This window comes from Microlunatus sp. GCM10028923, from assembly GCF_042666975.1.
In the GTDB taxonomy this organism is placed as follows: Bacteria; Actinomycetota; Actinomycetes; order Propionibacteriales; family Propionibacteriaceae; genus Microlunatus.
Genome location: NZ_JBHTFF010000012.1, coordinates 50,465 through 69,725, shown reverse-complemented (window position 1 = coordinate 69,725; position 19,261 = coordinate 50,465). Strand labels below are relative to the sequence as shown.

Sequence of the window (19,261 nt, the reverse complement as noted above, 5' to 3'; positions counted from 1 at the left end):
GCGGCCGGGTCGCGCGGTCAGCGACGATGGCAGGAAGGCGGACAGATCATCGACTCGGTTCGTCCATAATCGACGAACCGGCGCTCCGTGAGGCCGAGCGAGGCAGGCTCGCCGGTCAACCGGCGGTAGCTTCGCTGAGTCGGGCGCATGGCTCAACGATCCGTCAGCCCTCCGGAATCCACCAAACAGTTTCTCAATATCCGGTACGGATGCCTGCAATGTGAGACGACACCTCGAATTGACGATCCGAGCGACCTCGTGTCCACATAGTTGAACACTCAAGCCTGGGCGCGCAGCCGGCTGAACGCGTTCGGCTCGCCCATCCCGGGTACGGCGGCGAGGATCTCGGCGGCGCAGTCGGCGGGGGACCGTCGCGTGGTGTCGACGGTGAGGTCGTCGTCGCCGTGGGCGTGGACCAGGTCCAGCTGGGCCGCCGCCGTGCCGGGCTGCCGGTCGCCGCGGGCACGTTCTCGGCGGGCCAGCTCGTCCGGGGCGCAGCGCACGCCGACCAGGAGCACCGGGAACGGCCGGAACAGCTCGAGGCAGTCGGCCAGCCGCCACGGTTCGCTGAGTACGTGGTCCATGATCACGTCGTTGCCGGCGGCGGCCATCCCGGCCACCACCCGGTGGAAGCCGGCCCGGGTCCGGCGCAGCGTTTCGGCCAGGCCCGGCTGGTCCAGGGCCCGCGTCTGGGCCTTGGCCCGCATCGCGTTGAGGTCGTCCACGGCCAGCCGGAACGCCGGTGTCGGCCAGCGCCTGAGCAGCTCCTCGGCGATGCTGGACTTGCCGGACGAGGACGTACCGTTCAGCAGCACGATCCGGCCCGTGTCGGTCATGGCCAGAGTCTGCCGGACCGGCTCCGCCACGCCGATCCGGGGCGACGGGGTTCCGCGCGGGGAGTTGCCCGGTGCGATGGCATGATGGCTGTCGTTGTCGCGACGAGAGGCAAGGGACGGGGAATCGACCGAGATGCAGTTCAGCGAGGCCCTGGGCGCTTCCTACCGTCTCGGTGACCGCATCGGCACCGGCGCGGCCGGCGAGGTCTGGCGAGCGACCGACACCCGTACCGGCGAGACGGTGGCAGCCAAGCTGCTCCGGCCGGAACACGCCGCCGACCTCGCAGTGGTCGAACGGTTCATCCGGGAACGGTCATTGCTGACCGGCCTGCGGCACCCCAACATCGTCGCCGTCCGGGATCTCGTGGTGGAGGGCGACCGGCTCGCCATCGTCATGGACTACCTCGAGGGCGGCTCGCTGCGGGACCTGCTGGCCGACCAGCGGACGCTGGCGCCGACGGTCGCCGTCCACTTCGCCGCGGCGGTGCTGGACGGCCTGGCCGCGGCGCACCAGCGGCAGATCCTGCACCGCGACGTGAAGCCCGACAACGTGCTGCTGGAGGGTGACTGGCGGAGCAGCCGTCCGGACGGGGTGAAGGTCACCGACTTCGGCATCGCCGAGATGATCTCGGAGCAGCCGCGGACCGGCAGCGGCGGGCTGCTCGGCACCCCGGAGTACATGGCGCCCGAGTTGATCAGCACCGGCGAGGCCGGGCCGCCGGCCGACGTGTACGGCGCCGGCATCCTCTTCTACGAGCTGCTGGCCGGGCGGACGCCGTACGCCGGGCCGGGCACCGACTTCACCATCGCCCAGCGGCACGTCACGGCGAAGCTGCCGGCGCTGAAGCTGCCGGCCGAGCTGTGGCGGCTGGTGCGCAGCCTGCTCGACAAGGACCCCCGTTCGCGGCCGACCGCCGCCGAGGCCGCGGCGACCCTGCGCCGGCTCAGCGGTTCGGTGTACGTGGTGCCGCCGCTGGCCCTGGTGCCGCTGCCGCAGACGTTCGAGCGGGCGGACCGGCCGGCGACCGCGGTCCGCGGCGTCACCGAGCCGACCCCCGACGAGCTGGTCCCGCCCCAGGTCAGCCGGAACAACTCCGGGCCGGCGCCGGACCTCGGCACGCCCGGCCAGGCGACCATGCACCGCCCCCTGCCGCAGCGCCCGATCACGCCGGCCGAGCCGGAACGCTCGGCCGAACCCGAGCCGCACCGGCCCTGGTGGAAGACGCCGCGGGTGATCATCATGGCCGCGGGCGCGCTGGTCATCCTGATCGGCGCCGGGGTCGCCGCGATCCTGCTCACCCGGCCCCAGGTCGCGGCGCCGCCGCCGGCCTCGTCGGCGCCGCCGCCACCGGCGATGCAGACCAGCCAGCAGGACCCGCCGACGCCGACCGGGCTCGGGGTCAGCCGCCGGGCCGAGTACGACCCGGCCACCGCGACGATCCGGCTCACGATCACGTACAGCGCCCAGAACGCGGCGCTGCGCGGCCCCTTCCTCGAGGTGCTGCCGGGCCTGGACCCGAAGGCCGCCTGCCCGACCGTGAGCTGGACCGGGACGAAGCAGGAGCAGAACCTGCCCAGCGTCAGCGGGATCAGCCAGCGCTGCGGCTGGAGCGTCGACGGCGTGACGATCCCGGCCCAGGGCACCAAGGAGGTTTCGGTCGCGGTACGTCAGCCGATCGCGGACTCGACCCAGCTGCAGACCTGGTTGGAGACCGCCGCGGAGACCACCGCGGCCGCGGTCCAGGACGACGAGGTGACCGGCACCGCCTACCCGGTGCAGCGACTCCGTGACATCCAGCTGAACGTTCCAGACCGTACGGTCAGCCAGCAGACCCTGCCGATCACCCTGGTCCCAGTCTGGCCCAGTGGCACCGACTCGGTGAACCCGCTCTACAAGAGCCCGTCGGTCGGTGAGCCGTCCGCGATGCTGGTCGCGATCGCCGGCGGCGAGAAGGGGATCCGGTTCAGCGACGGCTGCTCCGGCGCGGTCTCGGTGTCCTCCGACGGCCTCACCGTGACGGCGCTGTCGCAGACCCCGGAATGCACGATCAACGCCAAGGTCGGCAACTTCTCCGACCTGCAGAGCGCACCGTTCGCGATCGTCACCCGAGGCGGCTGAGCCGCACCGGAGACTCCGGCTCGGCCGGCGACGGGCTGGCCGCCTGGACCAGCGCCATCCCGCCCGCGACACAGGCGTAGCCGCGGCCCGCCGTCATCGCCACCGGCGCCCGGCGGGGCAGCGTGACGCCGAGCAGCTCGCCGTCGTAGTCGACGTTCGGCTGCAGCAGCACACCGCACCGGGACTTCCGGACCGTCTTGGTCCAGTGGCTGTACAGGCTGCGCAGGTCGTCCGACCGACCGGCCGCGAAGATGCGCAGGTCCGGCGACGCGGCGTCGAGCAGCCCGCTGATCGCCTGATCGGAGTCGTCGAACCGTTCCGCGTCGTCGATCAGGACGGCGAGCGGGCCGTCGTGCATCCGGGCGGCGGCCAGCAGCGGGGCCAGCTCGTCGGCGCCGGAAGCGGACCGGTCCAGCAGCGGCGATCCGAGCAGCGGCGACCGGCGGTCGCCGACGCCCCAGACCTGGATCCGCGGGCCCGGGTGATCGGCGGTCCGGAGCACCTCGGCGATGGACAGCAGCAGCGTGGACTTGCCGGACCGGGCTGGGCCGGTGACCATCAGGTGCTCGCCCTCGTACAGCTCGAGCAGCTGCGGTTCCAGGTCGACCTCGCGGATCCCGACCGGGATCAGCCACGGCTCGGCGCCGATGGTAGCGCGGGCACCCAGCTCGGCGACCGACACGTGGTCCGGCAGCACGCCGACCACGTCCTGCTTGCGCTGGCTGCCGCTCCACTTGGCCGCGATCTGGGCGACGGCGTCGTCGAGGCCGCAGCCCGGGGTGGCCACGTGGGTCTGCAGCCGGGTCTCGCCCAGGACGCAGCGCCCGGCAACCGCGGCCGGCGCCTCGTGGGGCTTGACCCCGGCGGCGGAGTAGTCGTACTGGTCGGCGAGGCGGAACAGCCACTTCTGGGTGGTCACCTCGTCGATCGCCGGCGGGACCGACTTGGCCCGGGTGGTCGACGCGGCGAAGAACAGGCCCAGGTCCGGCCCGTCGGCGTACGCGCGGTAGAGGCTGTCCAGCAGCGCGATGCCCTCGAAGTCCTGGAACTCCTCGCGCAGCGCGGCCAGGCCGTCGATCAGCACGACGGTACGACGACCGTTGGCGCCATCGGCCTTGCGGCGGTCGAGCTCGGTCCGCAGATAGCGCAGGAACCGGACCTGCTGCTCCCGTGCGCCGCTGCCGGACCCGACGTAGCCGACCGTGTGCGGCAGGGCGGTCAGCGGCCGCAGGTCGCCCGAACCCATGTCGAGCACCAGCAGGTCGAGCTCCTCGGGCGCGATCGAGTCGGCCAGGGTCAGCGCGAGGGTGGACAAGGTGGTGCTGGTGCCGCTGCCCGGGATCCCCATCAACAGCAGGTTGCCGCGCGCGATGTCCCAGCCGGCCGGGATCTGCCGCTGCCGGTCCGGGTCGTCGGAGATCGCAAAGGTGGCTCGCAGGTGCTCGTCGACGCCGCCGACCACTGGCAGCGGGGGAGCGTCCGGGTCGCGGTCGTCGTCCTCGGCCTGGAACCCGGCGAGCTCGACACGTTCGCCGAGCGGCTCCGGCCAGACCGGCCGAGGCGGCGCGATGCCGGCCACATTCGCGGCCTCGACGATCGCGTCGATCATCAGGTCGAGGTCGGCCGGGGCGTCGTCCGAGGTCTGCGGCCGGGGCCCGACCTCGACCCGGCCGAAGTGGACCGGGTGGGCGTCGATCCGGGTCGTCGACTGCTGCTCGGACTGGCCGGTGACCAGGGCCGTCTGGACCGGGGTGATGTCGTCCTGGCCGAGCTTCACGTACGCACGACCCTGCTGGCGGCGGCTGATCGCGGCGGCGTCGGCGACCCCGATCACGTTCGAGGAGTCCTCCCGGCTCTGTACCCGCAGCGCCACCCGGAGGTTGGTGTTGGCCAGGATGTCGTCGTTGACGACGCCGGCCGGACGCTGCGTCGCCAGGATCATGTGCACGCCGAGGGTACGGCCGACGGCGCCGACGCTGACCAGCGACGACAGCACGTCCGGGAACTCCTTGGCGAGCATGGCGAACTCGTCGACCACCAGCAGCAGCCGGGGCATCGGCTCGCTCGGGTTTGTCGCCAGATACGTGTCCAGGTTGTCCACGCCCTCGCCGGCCGCGGCGAACTTGCGCTGCCGGTACTGCATCTCGGCCTCGAGCGCCCGCAGCGCCCGGTTGGCCAGTTGCTCGTCCAGGTTGCTGATCGTGCCGATCGTGTGCGGCAGCCGTTCGCAGGTCTTGAACGCGGCGCCGCCCTTGAAGTCGATCAGGATGAAGGTCAGCTTCGTCGGGTCGTTGCGGGCCGCCAGCCCGGCCACCAGCGAGCGCAGGAACTCGCTCTTGCCGGAGCCGGTGGTGCCGCCGACCAGGCCGTGCGGGCCGTCCCGGACCAGGTCCAGCGAGAAGGCGCCGCCCTCGCCGATGCCGACCGGCGTGGAGACGCCGGTCGGAGCGGACCAGGCCTGCCGGATCGCCTCGGCCGAGATCTCCTCGAAGTCCAGCAGCGGCGGCAGCCGGACCAGCGACGGCAGCGCCGCGCCGGGGACGACCAGGTCGGGGTCGTCGAACCGGGCCAGGTCCATTGCGGCCCGCCGGGCGGTGTCCAGGCTGAACCCGGCCAGCACCACGTCGTCGACCTGCTTCAGGTCGCCCGGCCGGGTGACCGTGCCGGCGGCGTCGGCAGCGACCCGGATCACCACCGTGCAGGCCGCCGGAAGTTGATCTTCCGACGACGCGACGACAATGCCGGAGACCTGGGTCTCCGGCCGCTTGTTGGCGGCGGGCTGGACGCCGCGGCCGTGGCCGAGCAAGGTGCGGGCCGGGGCGTTGCGCCCCTCCGTCAGGACATCGGAGTCGAGCACCAGCAGTACGGCGCGGGTCGGATGATCATGAATGCCGTCGCGGAGGGCGCGGAGCAGTTCGTCGCTGCGGGACCGGTTGTCGGACAGCCAGCGCTCGCCGGCGCCGCCGCCGTGCCGGCGCAGATGCGGCAGCCAGGAGGTCCAGCCCCATTCCTCGTCCCGGCCCTGGTCGCAGAACACGCCCACGGTGACGTCGGCCGGCCCGCTCTGCGTCGAGGCCTGCGCGACCAGGCTGCGGGCCACGGCCAGGGCGCCGGCCCGCTCGCCGACGATCCCGACCACGCCGGCATCGGACAGGTCGACCTCGACCGCGCCGGCCGGCAGCCGACTCTCCTTCATGGCGTCCTTGATCTTCTCGTCAAGGCGGCCGCCGGACCGGTTCTCGATCGGCGGGGTCCAGGGCACGTCGCCGACTCCGGCGTGCAGGTGCAGGAAGTCCTCGGCCGCCGGCCGGCGTTCCCACAGCGTCATGGTGGGAATCGCGGCCCGGCGGATGATCGTCGCCGGGTCCGGCGTCTCCTGGTACGACCTCCGGCCGCCCTCCGCCGCGGCCTCACGAAGCTCGCCGCGGAACGTCTCGATCGCCTCGTCGAACCGCTCCTCCTCGGCCTTGAGGTTCTTCGACCGGCGGTGCTTGCCCTCGATCCAGGTGCCGATGCCGAGCACCGGACTGAGCGCCGACAACAGCGCGAACCTGGGGTCGCCGATCACCAGCACCATCGCGCCGGCCAGCACCAGCGGCGCCAGGATCATCGCGATGCTGAACCGGCTCGCGTCCGGTACGTCCTTGCGGGTCGGCGGCTGGACCGGCTCGGGTTCACCGATCCGGCCGGGCCGCGGCGGCCGGTTGAACGGGGCCGTCCCGGCCGGGGTCAGGTTGTGCAGCGAACCGGGCTTCGGGGCCGGGGTCTCGGCCAGTTGCTTGCGGACCAGGATCGTCACGCCGCCGGCGGTGATCACGGCCTGCTCGGTGATCAGCACGCCTTCCGGCTGCGGTTCGACGGGCTGCTCCCGCCGGGTCTTGCGGCGGATCAGGTCGGCGGCCCGCTGGCGCCGGTTCGGCTTCTCCGCGTCGTCCGCGTCCTCGTCCTCGCCGTCCGGGTCGTCGTCCTCGTCGTCGTCCTCGGCCCGGCCGATCGTGCGGCCGTCGACCAGCGTGCCGTTGGTGGAGCCGGCGTCGCGGATCCGTACCCCGTCGCCCTCGAGGGTCACGGTGGCGTGTTCCCAGGAGGTGCTGGCCGACTCGACGGACAGGTCCGCGTGCGGGGACCGGCCGATCACCAGCGGGCGGTTCGCCGGGATGGCGACCACCCGACCGGCGTCCAGGCCGCCGGACAGGGTCGCGGTCCAGCCCGAGAGCGGCTCCGGCCGCTGCAGCGGGGCGCGCGAGACCGTACTGCCTTCGAGCAGCATCAGGTCGGACAGCAGGGTGTCGGCCGGGTAGGCGGTCTCGTCGACGCAGAGCGTCGTGTCGTCGCTGATCCGCTGCCCGCAGGTCTCTGCGACCAGGTCGGCGAGTGTCGCCGAGTGGGTACTGCGGCTCACCTCGATCTCGTGCGGAGAGCCGTCGAGGTCGATCAGCAGACGCAACGCCGTTCCCTTTCCGAAGCCGTGGACAACCCCCGTTTCACTCTAGTGCCGTGAGTCTCACCGGTCAGGGGGCGAAGAACCAGATCAACCGAGGCGCGTCCGCGGCCGGGCGCAGTCCCAGGTCCTGGCCGGCGGAACGGAGTGCGACCACCGAGTCCTTGGTGAGCGCTGCGCTGCGGGAGAAGTCCAGGGCTGGGCCGGCCAGTCCGTTGCTGTGGTCGAGCCGGAGCGAGGGGATGGCGCCCATCGGGTCGCCGTCCTCCCGGGCCGCCGTCGCCGCCGCCGCGTACGTCAGCGCGACGACCGCGTCATGGCTGCGGGCGTCCGCCGCGGCGGCCACCTTGATGAACGGCTGGTCGCCGAGCAGCGTCTTCTGCTCCGGGTCGGCCGCTCGCAACCGGATCGCGGAGAGGAAGGCCGACATCGCCTTGCCGGTCTCGTCGGAGGCCAGCGCGGCCGGGTCGTCGGAGTCCGTACCGACGGTGCCGAGGCTGGTCGACAGGCTGCCGCCGGCCTTGACCAGCGCGGCGGTGAAGGCGGGGCTGGTCGCGTCGGGGGAGAGGAAGATCGGCAGCGTCACGTCGGCCCCCTGCAGGGCCTGGACCACCGTGGCCTGCTGCGCGGCCGGGCCGGAGATCAGGACGGAGTCGATCTTCTTCTTGCCCTCGGTGCGTTCGACCACCTCGGTGACCAGGTTCTTGATGTCCTCGCCCGGCTTGAAGTGGACCTTGCCGGACACCTTGACCGATTCGGGGCTGCCGCCGCCGACGTCGATCAGCAGGGTCTGCTTCAGCTTGTTCGCGGTGAGCGTCTGCTGCAGCGCTTCGCCGATGGCCGAGTCCATCGGGCCGGTGGACCAGACCAGCTTGCCGAGCACCTCCGGGTCCGTTTCGTACGGCAGCAGCAGGGGCAGCTTGGCCTGCTGGGCGGCCTTGACCGCGCCACGCAGGTGGGTGCCCTGGCTGGCCGAGACGATCCCGCTGACGCCCTCGTCCTTGAGCTGCTCGACGGCGCGCTGGGCGCCTTCGGTCGAGCCCTTGTCGTCGACCGTGACCAGCTTGACGTTGATGCCGCCCATCGACAGCCGCTGCGCCGCCACCTGGGCGCCCTCGGCCGCGTACTTCTGCTCCGAGCCCTCGCCGGGCTTCGACGACAGCGTCACCACGACGCCGAGCTTCACCTCGGCCGGGGCGCCGGGGACCGTGATCGCGACCGGCTGCGCGACGGCCGGCTCGGTCTTCGGGGCGGCCGCCTGGGTCCGCCACCAGACGAACCCGCCGGCCCCGCCGCCGAGGACCAGGATGACGACGGCCCCGAGGATGATCCAGCGCTTCTTGCTCACTGAGCCCCGATTCGGAAGGTGTACACGGTCTGGCTCTCCGCGCCCTCCGGCACCTCGAGCTGGAAGGCGGGCAGTTCGGCGCCGGCGCGCAGTGCGGCCTGCAGCTGGGCCTGCTGGAGCAGGATGCCGTTGATGTCCTGGCCGCGGACGTTGGCGTACGCCTCGGTCTGGCCGGACGCCAGTGCCAGCTGGTAGTCGGCGGTGCCGACCCGGGCCGCACTGGTGGTCATCGAGCCGAGCAGGCCGGAGCCGTTGACCTTGCGGTCGCCGAGGTCGAGCAGCACCTTCTTCAGACTGGCCTGGAGCAGGACGAAGGACGCGTCCATGTCCCGGGTCGACGACGACACCCCGCGGGCGAGGTCACTGAGCGACTCGTCCACCTGTTCCGCGGCAGCCGCAGCGGCCCGCTTCTCCGACTCGCGCAGCTCGCGGCGCTGGCCCTCGACGATCCGGGCACCGTTCCGGTTCAGCGACTCGGACGCGTTGGACAGCCCGGCGGCCGACTCCTCGAACATCTTGCCGACGGCTTCGCTGTCGATCTCGGCCTGCGCGCTGATCTTGCGGATGGCCGGCTCGAGCGCCTCGGCGAGTTCCTTCTTCGCCGTCTCCGAGGCGTTCTTGAACCCGGCCCGGATCTTGCCCGGCAGTTCCAGCTGGTGCTTGTACAGATCCTCCATCGGCTTCTTCATCGCCGAGTACGAAGCGGTGAACTTCGCGATCTCGCCGTCCTCACCGGACAGCTCCTCGATCGCCTTCTCCAGTTCGTCCAGCTCCGGCAGCTCGGTGTCGATCGTGACGTCGTCCGGCCGCTGGTCGCGGATCTTGTTGATGGCGGTCTGCGCGTCGTTGATCCGGCTGTTTGCTGCGGTCAGCTGGGCCCGGGTCGACTCGAGGGCGGCGTACAGGCTGTCGTCGCGGTCCTCGTCGGTCAGGTCGGCGACCTTCTGCCAGGTCGCGGCCTGCTCCAGGGTCCGCTCGAGCAGGGATCCCTTGTCGTTGAAGGGCGGCGGCGGATCCAGTTCCTCGGGCTCCTCCGGCGGGGTCTCCGGGTCGCCGTCGTCCTCGGGCGTGCACCCGAGCGGGACCAGGTAGCTCCGCATCCGCTCGATGTCGCGTTCGCTCGCGCCGTCGCGCGGGAACAGGCCGCCCTGATCGCCCATCTCGCAGGCGTGCTCGGCCGCGGCCAGGATCTGCGCCTCCATCGAGTCGCCCCGCTCGGGATTCTCTCGATCCTCGCTGCGCAGTTCGGCGACCGACTTCTCGGCGTCGTCGTGAATCGTGGCCAAGCCCTCGTCGAGGGTGTCCAGACCCTCCGATGCCTTGGCCAGTTCGGCGGTCAGGTGCTCCAGTTGTTGATAGAGGTCGGCGAGTTGCTGGTCGGTGCCCGCGAGGTCCTTCTCCAACTCCTCCTCGACGTCTTTGAGCCGCTGCTCGGCCGCCTTCTGCCAGGCGTCGGCCGCGCGAGACACCTCGTGGGCCGCGGCGCCGACGCCCTCGACCTCGGGGCCGAGCTCGTCGTACTCCTTCTTCGCCGTGGTCACGATCTCGGGCTGCAGCTTGCCGATCAGGCGCTCGCCGTCGTCGACCAGCTGCTTCATGATCGCGGCGAAGGTCTGCTCGGCGGCCCAGATCGAACACGTGGTGGACTTGTCGTTCTTGCAGAGTTCGGCGTTCGGCTTGGCCGGGCCGACGGAGCGGAGCAGCACCTGCTGGGCCTCGGCCTTGCAGTTCTTGCTCGCGGTCGCGTAGCCCTCCAGCTGCGCGGACACCTGGACCAGGTTCCCGTAAACACTGCCGACGGCCTGCGGGGAGCCGACCACGGTCGAGCAGCCCTTGCCGCTGACCCGCGGCGCGGGCGGATCGCCCGAGGTGTCGCCGAGCAGCTTGTCCATCGCGTCGACGGTCTGGCCCAGCTCCTGCAACACGGCGGACTGGGCGCCGGCGACGGTGCCCTTGATGTCGGAGTTCAGTTGGGTCAGCTGGCCGTCCAGCGCCTTCATCGAGGTGGCGACGCCCTTCGTACTCTCCTGTAGTTCCTTGACCGAACGGGAGCCGAGGGTCTTGGAGGTGGAGTCGAGGTTCTTGCGCACCTTGGAGATGTCCGTGCTGGCCCGGGTCAGGACCTGGTTCACGTCGGTGATCACCTGGATGGTCCGCTGCTCCAGCGCCAGCTGGGACGTCGGGCTCGTGTTGAACGCCGACTCCAGCACCCGGCTCACCGAGGGATCGGTGACCAGTCCGGCCTGGACCGACATGTCGATGGTCGGCACCTTGAAGTCCTTGGCGTCGGCGACCAGGGTCAGCGTCGCGTTCGCGCCCATCTGCGGGGAGGCGAGCAGCGCGGCCCACTGGACCACGGCATCGCCGTTCTCGGACCGGCTGAGCACGCCGTTGGTGGCGGCCGTCGCGCTGGAACCGGACGCCGTGATCACGTCGGTCGGAGCGATGCCGGCCAGCGCCGTCGAGGCGACCACGGTCAGCGGTGCGCCGACCAGGGCGGGCTGGGTCCGTGACGTACCGGCGACGTCGTAGGTGAGGTTCTCCGGCTGCATGGTCAGGTTCTGCACCGTGATGTCGATCTCGATCCGGCCGTTGTGGCCGGCCAGGTCGTTCAGGTCGGTGCCGGTCCGGTCCGCGGTCCGGTACGCCGTCGTGACGCGGACCGGGAGCTTGTCGGCGACCTCCTTCGGCGAGTACTTCACGGTCTCGGTGGTGGCATCGCCGGCGTTCTCCCGTACCGAAACCGTGGTGGCTTCGATGTCGGTCATCGTGCTGTCCGGGGCCATCTTCACGGCCACCGACTGCAGGATCCGCTGCGGCGGCAGGTCAGGTCCTTGGTTCGGGTTGGTACAACCGGCGAGGAGCAGCAGCAGCGCCAAACCGGCGGCTACGGGGCCCCGCGCGGAAGCGAGGGGGAGGCGGGTGTCGGACCTGCCGAGACGGGTCCGGCCGGGCCTGGTGAACGTCATCAGTTCCTTCGTCAGTCGGTGGTCAGGCGGCTGGATGATGCGATCTCGAACGCCCCAGGCGTCGTCATGCTGCGGCAGCGTATCGCAGTCGCGCGTCACGTCGACGGGCACGCCACGCCCGTTCTTTCCTTCGTGAACGGCAGAAGAACAGTCGGTGGCGAGAAGCTCCGGCCGACCCTGGCGGCCTTAAGTTGATCTTGGTTCCAGTCGGGCCGTACGGGCGGGCGGCAGGCCTGCACGTCCGCCCCCGAGCTTGCTGAACCATCACCCAACAGCTAACCGGTGATCGGGCCGGTGTCAAAGGAGGAGGGGCGAATGAGCCGCGTTCTGTCCACGGAAGAAGCGAAGTCCGCGATCCGGCAGATTCAGGCGATCGTGACCGGTGGTCTGACGGATCAGATCTCGCAGTTGGACACGCAGGGTCAGAAGTTGTCGCAGCCGGACATCTGGGACGGGCCGTTGGCGGCGACGTTCCGGAGCTCGACCTGGCCGGAGACGAAGGCTGCGTTGGACAAGGCGAAGCAGGAACTGGATGACCTGCGGGGTCAGCTGGAGAAGATCTCCACCAACATCTTCTCGGCCGGCGGCGGCAGCTGACCTGCTCCTGATCAATACGAGGTACGCGATTCAGGCACGGACGAGTCGCCGCGGCGGTCGGTCGCGGCGACTCGCTGCCTGACGCCAGTCATTCAGTCTTCGGTACGGAGAGCGGGGTTCGGTGCCCCGGCTCTTCTCAGCTGCGTCTCTGGAAGGTTGCGGAAGTGGTAGACATCTCGGATCTGGGCGCCATCGATGAGAAAGTGCCCTTCGACAACGATGTGGCGGACGCCCTGATCGCCGCGTTCGACGGCGCAGCGACGACGATCGAGGATCAGGCGGGGACGCGGTCGACCGCCGTGACGGACGCCAAGGACGATTTCAAGGGCCACTTCTCCGAACTCTTCTCCGGCAATGCCTCGGTGGCGGCCGCTGACGCCACCGAACTGGTCGCCCGGTTGCGCGAGGTCGCGACCGGTGCGCGCACCCTCAAGACCGAGGCCGAGAAGGAGCAGCAGCGCCGGGACAAGGCGCGGCAGTGGAAGCAGGAGCAGGACGACCGGAACGTGTTCGAGGAGTTCGGCGACTGGGTCAGCGGCGGCGAGGACCCGCCGGTCGGCCCGGCAGCGGATCCGGTGTCGATCACGGCCTCGGCGCCGCAGAACGGGACCCGGCAGACGCCGGCACCGGGCACCGGGCCCAGCGGCGGCAGCTCCACCACCACCTCGGCCCGACCGTCCAACCTGCGCAAGTTCGTCACCGGCTGCCAACCGCTGAACACCGCCCTGGAAGGAAAGCCGGCCGGCCTGCGCGGCCATCTGACGAGCTTCGCCAGCTCCTGCCAGTGGGGCCGGCTGGAGGCCGAAGGGGTGGTGACCGGCTTCGAGAAGTGGCTGACCGCCAACGGCGAGGACGTGCGCTGGGTGACGACGGTCGCGAACGCCTTCCAGGCCGCCGGCGGCGAGGGCAACATCACGTACCTCCTGAACAGCACCCTGTCCGCGGTGCTCGCGGCAGCCGGCGTCGCCGAGACCAGGCAGGACCTGACCATCGTTGCCGCGCAGGCGCACGGGCACCCGCCGACCACCGGCTATGCCGATGACCCGGTGAACACCGCCACCGGCAACTTCGTGGAGACCGAGCTGGACCTCGGCTTCCCGGGTGCCGCAGCGAACCTCGCGTTCACCCGGACCTACAACGCGATCGCCGACCAGAGCGGCGCCTTCGGGCCCGGCTGGTCGTCGCCGATCGATGTGCGGCTGGACCTGACCGACGAGGGCGCGGCGCTGGTGCTGTCCGACGGCCGGAATGTGCTGTTCCCGCGGTTCGGCGACGGCTGGGACCGGGCGCCGGGGGAGTCGCTCTGGCTGGACCGGAGCCGCACGGCCGACGGCACCGTGCTGATCGTGTCGGACAACGACGGTCTGCGCCGCACCTTCACGCCGGGCGGGCTGTGGCTCTCCGACAGCCGCGGCCCCGGCACCACGATCGCCGCGGAACGGGACGGCGACGGCCGGCTGGTCCGGCTGGCCCACGAACGCGGCCGGTGGATCGAGCTGGGTTGGGCCGGGTCCCGGGTCGCCGAGGTCCGGGCCTCCGACGGCCGCCGGGTCACCTATGAGTACGACGACGCGGGCTGGCTGGTCGCCGCGACGGGACCGTTGGGCACCCGGAGCTACCGCTGGAACGAGGCCGGCCTGATCGAGGCGGTCGTCGGCGCTGCCGGTGAGGTCGAGGTCGAGAACACGTACGACGAGCGGCGGCGGGTCACCAGCCAGCGGTCGCCGTTCGGCCGGCAGACCCGCTACGCCTATCTGTCCGGCCGGCTCACCGTCGTGTCCGACCCGGACGGGGAACGTTCGAACACCTGGATCGCCGATCAGCGCGGCCGGTTGGTCGGCGTCGTGGACACCGAGGGCCGGCGGCAGTCGATGAGCTACGACGGCTTCGGCAATCTTGTCTCGGCGACCGAGCGGAACGGTGCGACGACCACGCACGGTTATGACGAGCGCGGCCGCCGGGTGCGGACCCGGACGGCGACCGGAGCGGACCTGACCTTCGGTTACGACGACGCCGACCGCGTCACCACCGTGATCACCGAGGCCGGCGCAGTGACCGAGTACGGCTACACCGGCACCGACCGCAACCCCTCGGTGATCATGGATCCCGAGGGCGGCCGCACCGAGCTCAGCTGGGACGGCACGCTGCTGCTCCAGGTGACCGACCCGGTCGGGGTCCGGCTCCGGTTCGAGTACGACGAGCAGGGCGACCTGATCACCGTGATCGACGCCGCCGGCCACCGGGCCCGGCTCGAGCGCGACACGACCGGCCGGGTGACCGCCGCGATCAGCCCGTCCGGCGCCCGCACCAGCTACCACTACGACGCGGCCGGCCTGCTGGTCTCCCGGCGCGACCCGAACGGGGCCGTGCACCGCTACGAGCACTCGGCCGGCGGCCGGCTGACCGCGATGATCGACCCGCTCGGCGGCCGGACCGAACTCGAGTACGGACCGCACGGCGAGGTCGCGAAGGCGGTCGACCCGCTCGGCCGCGCCGCGACGCGGACCTTCGACGACCTCGGCAACGTGGCCGCCGTCGAGCTGCCGGACGGCAGTAGCTGGCGGTTCGTCCACGACGCACTGTCCCGGCTGCGGGAGACCGTCGACCCGGCGGGCGGCAGCTGGCGGCGCGAGTACGACGCTAACGGCGAACTGCGGTCGTTCACCGACCCCACCGGACTGCTCCGGGAACTGCCGGCGGACCGGACCGGTCGCAGCGCCACCATGATCGAGGGCGACGGTACGACGATCGCCCGGTTCGACCCGCTCGGTCGCCAGGTCGGGACCGAGGAGCCCGACGGCGCTTCCGAGTTGATCACCCACGACCGGTGCGGACGCCCGGTGGAACTGGTCGACGGCGAAGGCGGGCTGACCCTGCTCCGCCGCGATCCGGCCGGCCGGGTGGTGGAGCGGGTCGCACCGTCGGGCGCGACCACCCGGTACGCGTACGACGACTGCGGCCGGCTGGCCGCGGTGACCGATCCGACCGGTGGCCGGGTGGAGCTGGAGTACGACGCCGACGGCCGGGTGGTGCGCGAGGTCTCGTCGACCGGTGAGGTCTCCTGGTTCGAGTACGACGCGATGGGCTGGGTGGTGGCCCGGTTCGTACCGGGCGCAAGACTCACCCGGTACGGCTACGACCTGATGGGCCGGCTGGTCCGGCAGACCGATTCCTGGCACGGCCGGCGCCGGTTCCGCTACGACGCCGCCGGGCAGCTGGTGGAGGCTGTCAACGGGGCCGGCGGGGTGACCCGCTACGACTACGACGGCCTGGGCCGGCTGATCATGATCACCGACCCGCTGGGCGGGGTGACCCGGCGGTCCTATGACGCGATGTCCCGGCTGACCGCCGAGACCGATCCGCTGGGCCGCACCACGTCGGCCGAGTACGACGCCGCCGGCCGGCTGCTGGCCCGGACCGATCCGTGCGGCCGGCGTACCGCATGGTCGTTCCAGGCCGGCGAGGTGTCGTCGCTGCAGGTCGACGGCCGGCTGGTCGCCGAGATCACCCGCGACCTGCGGAACCGGAGCGTCCGGATCGCCGATCGGTCCGACCCGGACCAGCCCACCGAGCACGAACTGACCTGGAACGGTCGGCGGCAGCTGACCTCCCGCCGGCGCGGCGACGATCGCGTCGAGTGGACGTACGACAGCGACGGCCGGCGCACCTCCCGGACCGGCCCGGACGGCCGGCGGACCGACTTCACCTACGACGACAACGGCCGGCTGACGGCGGTGGATCACCCGCTGCTCGGCCGGGCGACCTTCGGCTACGACGGTTCGGGCCGGCTGGTCCGGTCCGGCGCCGGCGACCTGATCCAGTCCTGGACCCACACGGACGGCTTCGTGGTCGAACACACGGTGACCGGCCCCGACGGTTCCACCCAGACCTGGCTGGAGCGCGACGAGTGGGGCCGGATCGCCTCGATCACGGCCGGCTCGGGCCGGCGCACGTTCGGCTACGACGGGTCCGGCCAGCTGGTCGAGGAGCGGGCCGCCGACGGCACCGTCTCGACCTGGCAGTTCGACCGGGCCGGACGACTCGCGGCCGAGGCCGTCGCGGGCAGCCGCCGGGACTACGCCTACGACGCCGCGGGCCAGCTGACCTCGGCGAGCACCGGCGAGACCAGGGTCGGCTACCGCTACGACGAGGCCGGACGGCGGGTCCGCGCCGAAGGGTCCGACGGCCGGATCCGGGAGTTCGGCTGGTCCGAGATCGGCGGGCTGTCCTCGATCATCGATCGCGACGCTGCCGGCGGGACCCGGACGACCCGGCTCTCGGTCGACGCGCTCGGCGAACTGGCACGCGTGGACGGCGCCGCAACCTGGTGGGACACCGCGATGGGCCACGCGCCCGGCCTGATCCAGGCGGGGGACACCCCGGTGCTGCACACGGGCGGCGGCCTGACCGGTGTCGGTGACGCCTGGCATGCGCCGGGCTGGCGTACCGCGCGGGCGGCCTCGCCGGATCCCTGGGCGGTCGATCCGGTCGCGCAGCTCAGCGGCGGGATGTCGGTCGGCGCAACCGGGGAACTGCTGGTCGGCGGGCTGGAATGGATGGGGGCACGGGCCTACGACCCGGCCACCCGGGCCTTCCTCTCGGTCGACCAGCTGGAGCCGGTGCCCGGTTCGGGCTGGGCCGGGAATCCGTACGCCTTCGCGGGGAACGACCCGCTGCACGCGCTCGACCCGGCCGGCCTGAGCCCCGTCACCGACGAGGAACTGAAGGCGTACGCGGCCTCCAACGACGGTGCGGCCAACGCGGTCGGTGAGTGGGTCGGCGACAACTGGGAGTACCTGGCCGGCGGCGCGATGGTGATCGCGGGCGGTGTGATGATGGCGACCGGGGTCGGCGGTCCGGTCGGCATGGCGCTGATCAGCGCGGGCGCGGACACGATCATCCAGAAGGCGACGACCGGGTCCGTGAACTGGGGCCAGGTCGCGGTCTCGGGCGTGATCGGCGGCGTGGGCGGTGGCCTGGCGGGTCTGGCCGCCAAGGCGAGCAAGGGCAGTCTTGCCGCCTTGCGAACCCGGCTCGGCGTCTACGGCACCATCGGCGCGGCGAGCAGCGAGGCGACGTACCTCACCCAGAACTGGAACAACCTGTCCTGGCGCGGCGCGCTCGGGGCCGGCGCCGGCGGCTTCGTGGCCGGCATGTTCTCCGGCGCCCGTGGGCCGGGTGGCGGATCCTTGGCCACCGCGGTCGGACAGAACGCCAAGTCGCTCGCGGCCAGGGGATTCACCGCCGGGCTCGGCTTCGTCGGCGGGTTCTCGGGTTCCGTCACCAACAACGTCGTCGCCGGGAATCCGATCAACTGGCGAGCCGCGTTGGTCTCCGGGGGCATCTCGGCCGGAACCTCCCAGATTCCGAAGGTCGTCAACGCGCCCAGCGGAACGTCGAGTACGTTGCCTCAGGTGTCCCAGTACGGCCCTCGATTCAACAACCTGGCGAGCTTCGGCGACCGGGGCACCCTCGCGCTGCACGCGGGCGCGGTCCAGAGCGGCACCCAGAGCTATCTCGCGAACATCGGTGTCGGGCCCTTGCTGGAGGGCACCCAGTATCAGTTCTTCGGTCTCTGAGTGAGCACCACCGGTCCTACCCGAAGGCGCCGCCCCCCGAAGTTCCGGCGGCTGCGTCCGTTGGACCTGTGGTTGCTCCTGATTCCGGTGGCCATGGGCATCGCCCTGCCGGTGTTCTGGCAGGTCCGGCCCGGTTTCATCGTCCTGGTGATCCTGCTCGCGCCCGCACTGGGCTTCGGGGCGGTCCAGCTGCCGACGCCCGCCCGGGACGTGCTGATGTGGGTCGTCGGCTTCGGCGGTGCCCTTCCCTGGGGACTGGTGCATCCGACGCTCGCGGTGAGTTGGCTGGTGCTGTTCCCGTGCGGATTCGCGCTGGGCGGGCACTTCAGGGCGATCCGGTCCGGCGTACCCAAGCCCGGCAGCGTCCCTGTCGTGCCGGCCTCGGACCGGATGGTGTGCGATCCGGGCGAGGACGAAGTGGTGGTGATCGAGCCGTCGGTTGCCGCGGTCTTCGCCGCGATCGACGCCCTGGACGGGATCGATCGGACCGTGATCAGCCTGTTCCGCGGCCCGGCCCGGCTGGACCTGGCCGGCCGGCCCGACGGGCCGATGCTGGTGTACCACTGCGTCGATCAGACAGCCGCCCGTCCGGAGTGGAGCCACCTGACGACGCCCGGTGCGCCGGACGTCGAAGTCACCATCCAGCTCGCCGTCCTGGGCCACTTCCCGCTCTGGCGGACCACCACCCTGGAACCGGCCCGCCGAGCCGCAGCCGAGTTCCTCGACTCCGGACGCCGTGCGCCCGGCCTCTCCTGGCGCACCGACCCTGACGTGGCCGATCTGCGGCCCCCGGGACTGTCCGAGGACTAGCCTCCCCGGCCGAACTCCGGCCTCAGTCCCGCAACCGGTTCGACCCGATTCCGGCCCCCGACTTGCACAAGTCGGGGGCCGAACTTGTCGCATCCTGACCCCGCCACTGTTAACTTTTGGCGAACAGTTCGTGAATCCGTAATGAGGGCTGCGGCAGTCGCCGGTGCCCCCTCGGATCTCGACAGCCGTGGTGTCTCGCGTCAAGGAGGAAGAACGATGAGTCGTGTTCTGTCTACCGAGGAAGCCAAGTCGGCGATCCGGCAGATTCAGGCGATCGTGACCGGTGGTCTGACGGATCAGATCTCGCAGTTGGACACGCAGGGTCAGAAGTTGTCGCAGCCGGACATCTGGGACGGTCCGTTGGCGGCGACGTTCCGGAGCTCGACCTGGCCGGAGACGAAGGCCGCGCTGGACAAGGCGAAGCAGGAACTGGATGACCTGCGGGGTCAGCTGGAGAAGATCTCCACCAACATCTTCTCGGCCGGCGGCGGGAGCTGACCTCGGGCCTGCCTTCGGGCAGGTCCCAGCGGTAGGTCGGTTCTCAGCGGCGTCATCGGGAGGT

9 protein-coding genes are annotated in these 19,261 nt (G+C 71.4%); 5 read left to right on the top strand and 4 right to left on the bottom strand.

Going from position 1 to position 19,261, the window contains the following annotated elements; all coding sequences use genetic code 11:
* Positions 1 to 278: 278 nt before the first annotated feature.
* Positions 279 to 836, bottom strand: a complete 558-nt coding sequence (locus tag ACFQU4_RS25935; protein WP_377497573.1) for a chloramphenicol phosphotransferase CPT family protein — start codon at positions 834 to 836, stop codon at positions 279 to 281.
* Positions 837 to 969: 133 nt separating this feature from the next.
* Here ACFQU4_RS25935 and ACFQU4_RS25930 point away from each other — a divergent pair, with 133 nt between their 5' ends.
* Positions 970 to 2,955, top strand: a complete 1,986-nt coding sequence (locus ACFQU4_RS25930) for a serine/threonine-protein kinase (protein WP_377497571.1) — start codon at positions 970 to 972, stop codon at positions 2,953 to 2,955.
* On the opposite strand, the gene ACFQU4_RS25925 is transcribed toward ACFQU4_RS25930, so the two are convergent.
* The 3 genes from ACFQU4_RS25925 to ACFQU4_RS25915 form a co-directional block, all read right to left on the bottom strand.
* Positions 2,939 to 7,402, bottom strand: coding sequence for an FtsK/SpoIIIE domain-containing protein (locus tag ACFQU4_RS25925; RefSeq protein ID WP_377497569.1), 4,464 nt, complete (start codon positions 7,400 to 7,402; stop codon positions 2,939 to 2,941). The two genes, ACFQU4_RS25930 and ACFQU4_RS25925, sit on opposite strands and share 17 nt — an antisense overlap.
* A gap of 64 nt (positions 7,403 to 7,466) precedes the next feature.
* A complete protein-coding gene (locus ACFQU4_RS25920) occupies positions 7,467 to 8,744 on the bottom strand; it encodes an ABC transporter substrate-binding protein (RefSeq protein WP_377497567.1) in 1,278 nt (425 codons plus the stop codon).
* Positions 8,741 to 11,713, bottom strand: coding sequence for a hypothetical protein (locus tag ACFQU4_RS25915; RefSeq protein ID WP_377497565.1), 2,973 nt, complete (start codon positions 11,711 to 11,713; stop codon positions 8,741 to 8,743). The genes ACFQU4_RS25920 and ACFQU4_RS25915 overlap by 4 nt, the downstream gene beginning before the upstream one ends.
* 282 nt (positions 11,714 to 11,995) lie before the next feature.
* Between ACFQU4_RS25915 and ACFQU4_RS25910 the strand changes: the two genes are divergently transcribed.
* From ACFQU4_RS25910 to ACFQU4_RS25895, 4 genes are all read left to right on the top strand, one after another.
* Positions 11,996 to 12,310, top strand: coding sequence for a pyrophosphorylase (locus ACFQU4_RS25910; protein ID WP_377497563.1), 315 nt, complete (start codon positions 11,996 to 11,998; stop codon positions 12,308 to 12,310).
* Between the two features lie 164 nt (positions 12,311 to 12,474).
* Positions 12,475 to 17,889 (top strand): DUF6531 domain-containing protein, encoded by a 5,415-nt coding sequence (locus ACFQU4_RS25905; RefSeq protein WP_377497561.1) that lies wholly within the window; start codon positions 12,475 to 12,477, stop codon positions 17,887 to 17,889.
* A gap of 87 nt (positions 17,890 to 17,976) precedes the next feature.
* Positions 17,977 to 18,699, top strand: coding sequence for a hypothetical protein (locus ACFQU4_RS25900; protein ID WP_377497559.1), 723 nt, complete (start codon positions 17,977 to 17,979; stop codon positions 18,697 to 18,699).
* Between the two features lie 216 nt (positions 18,700 to 18,915).
* Positions 18,916 to 19,197, top strand: coding sequence for a pyrophosphorylase (locus tag ACFQU4_RS25895; RefSeq protein ID WP_377497556.1), 282 nt, complete (start codon positions 18,916 to 18,918; stop codon positions 19,195 to 19,197).
* The last annotated feature ends 64 nt before the right edge of the window (positions 19,198 to 19,261 follow it).

What these genes read in the sequence shown, in the direction of transcription:
- ACFQU4_RS25935 (WP_377497573.1), bottom strand. Translation starts at nt 836, where the DNA reads ATGACCGACACGGGCCGGATCGTGCTGCTGAACGGTACGTCCTCGTCC.
- ACFQU4_RS25930 (WP_377497571.1), top strand. Translation starts at nt 970, where the DNA reads ATGCAGTTCAGCGAGGCCCTGGGCGCTTCCTACCGTCTCGGTGACCGC.
- ACFQU4_RS25915 (WP_377497565.1), bottom strand. Translation starts at nt 11,713, where the DNA reads ATGACGTTCACCAGGCCCGGCCGGACCCGTCTCGGCAGGTCCGACACC.
- ACFQU4_RS25895 (WP_377497556.1), top strand. Translation starts at nt 18,916, where the DNA reads ATGAGTCGTGTTCTGTCTACCGAGGAAGCCAAGTCGGCGATCCGGCAG.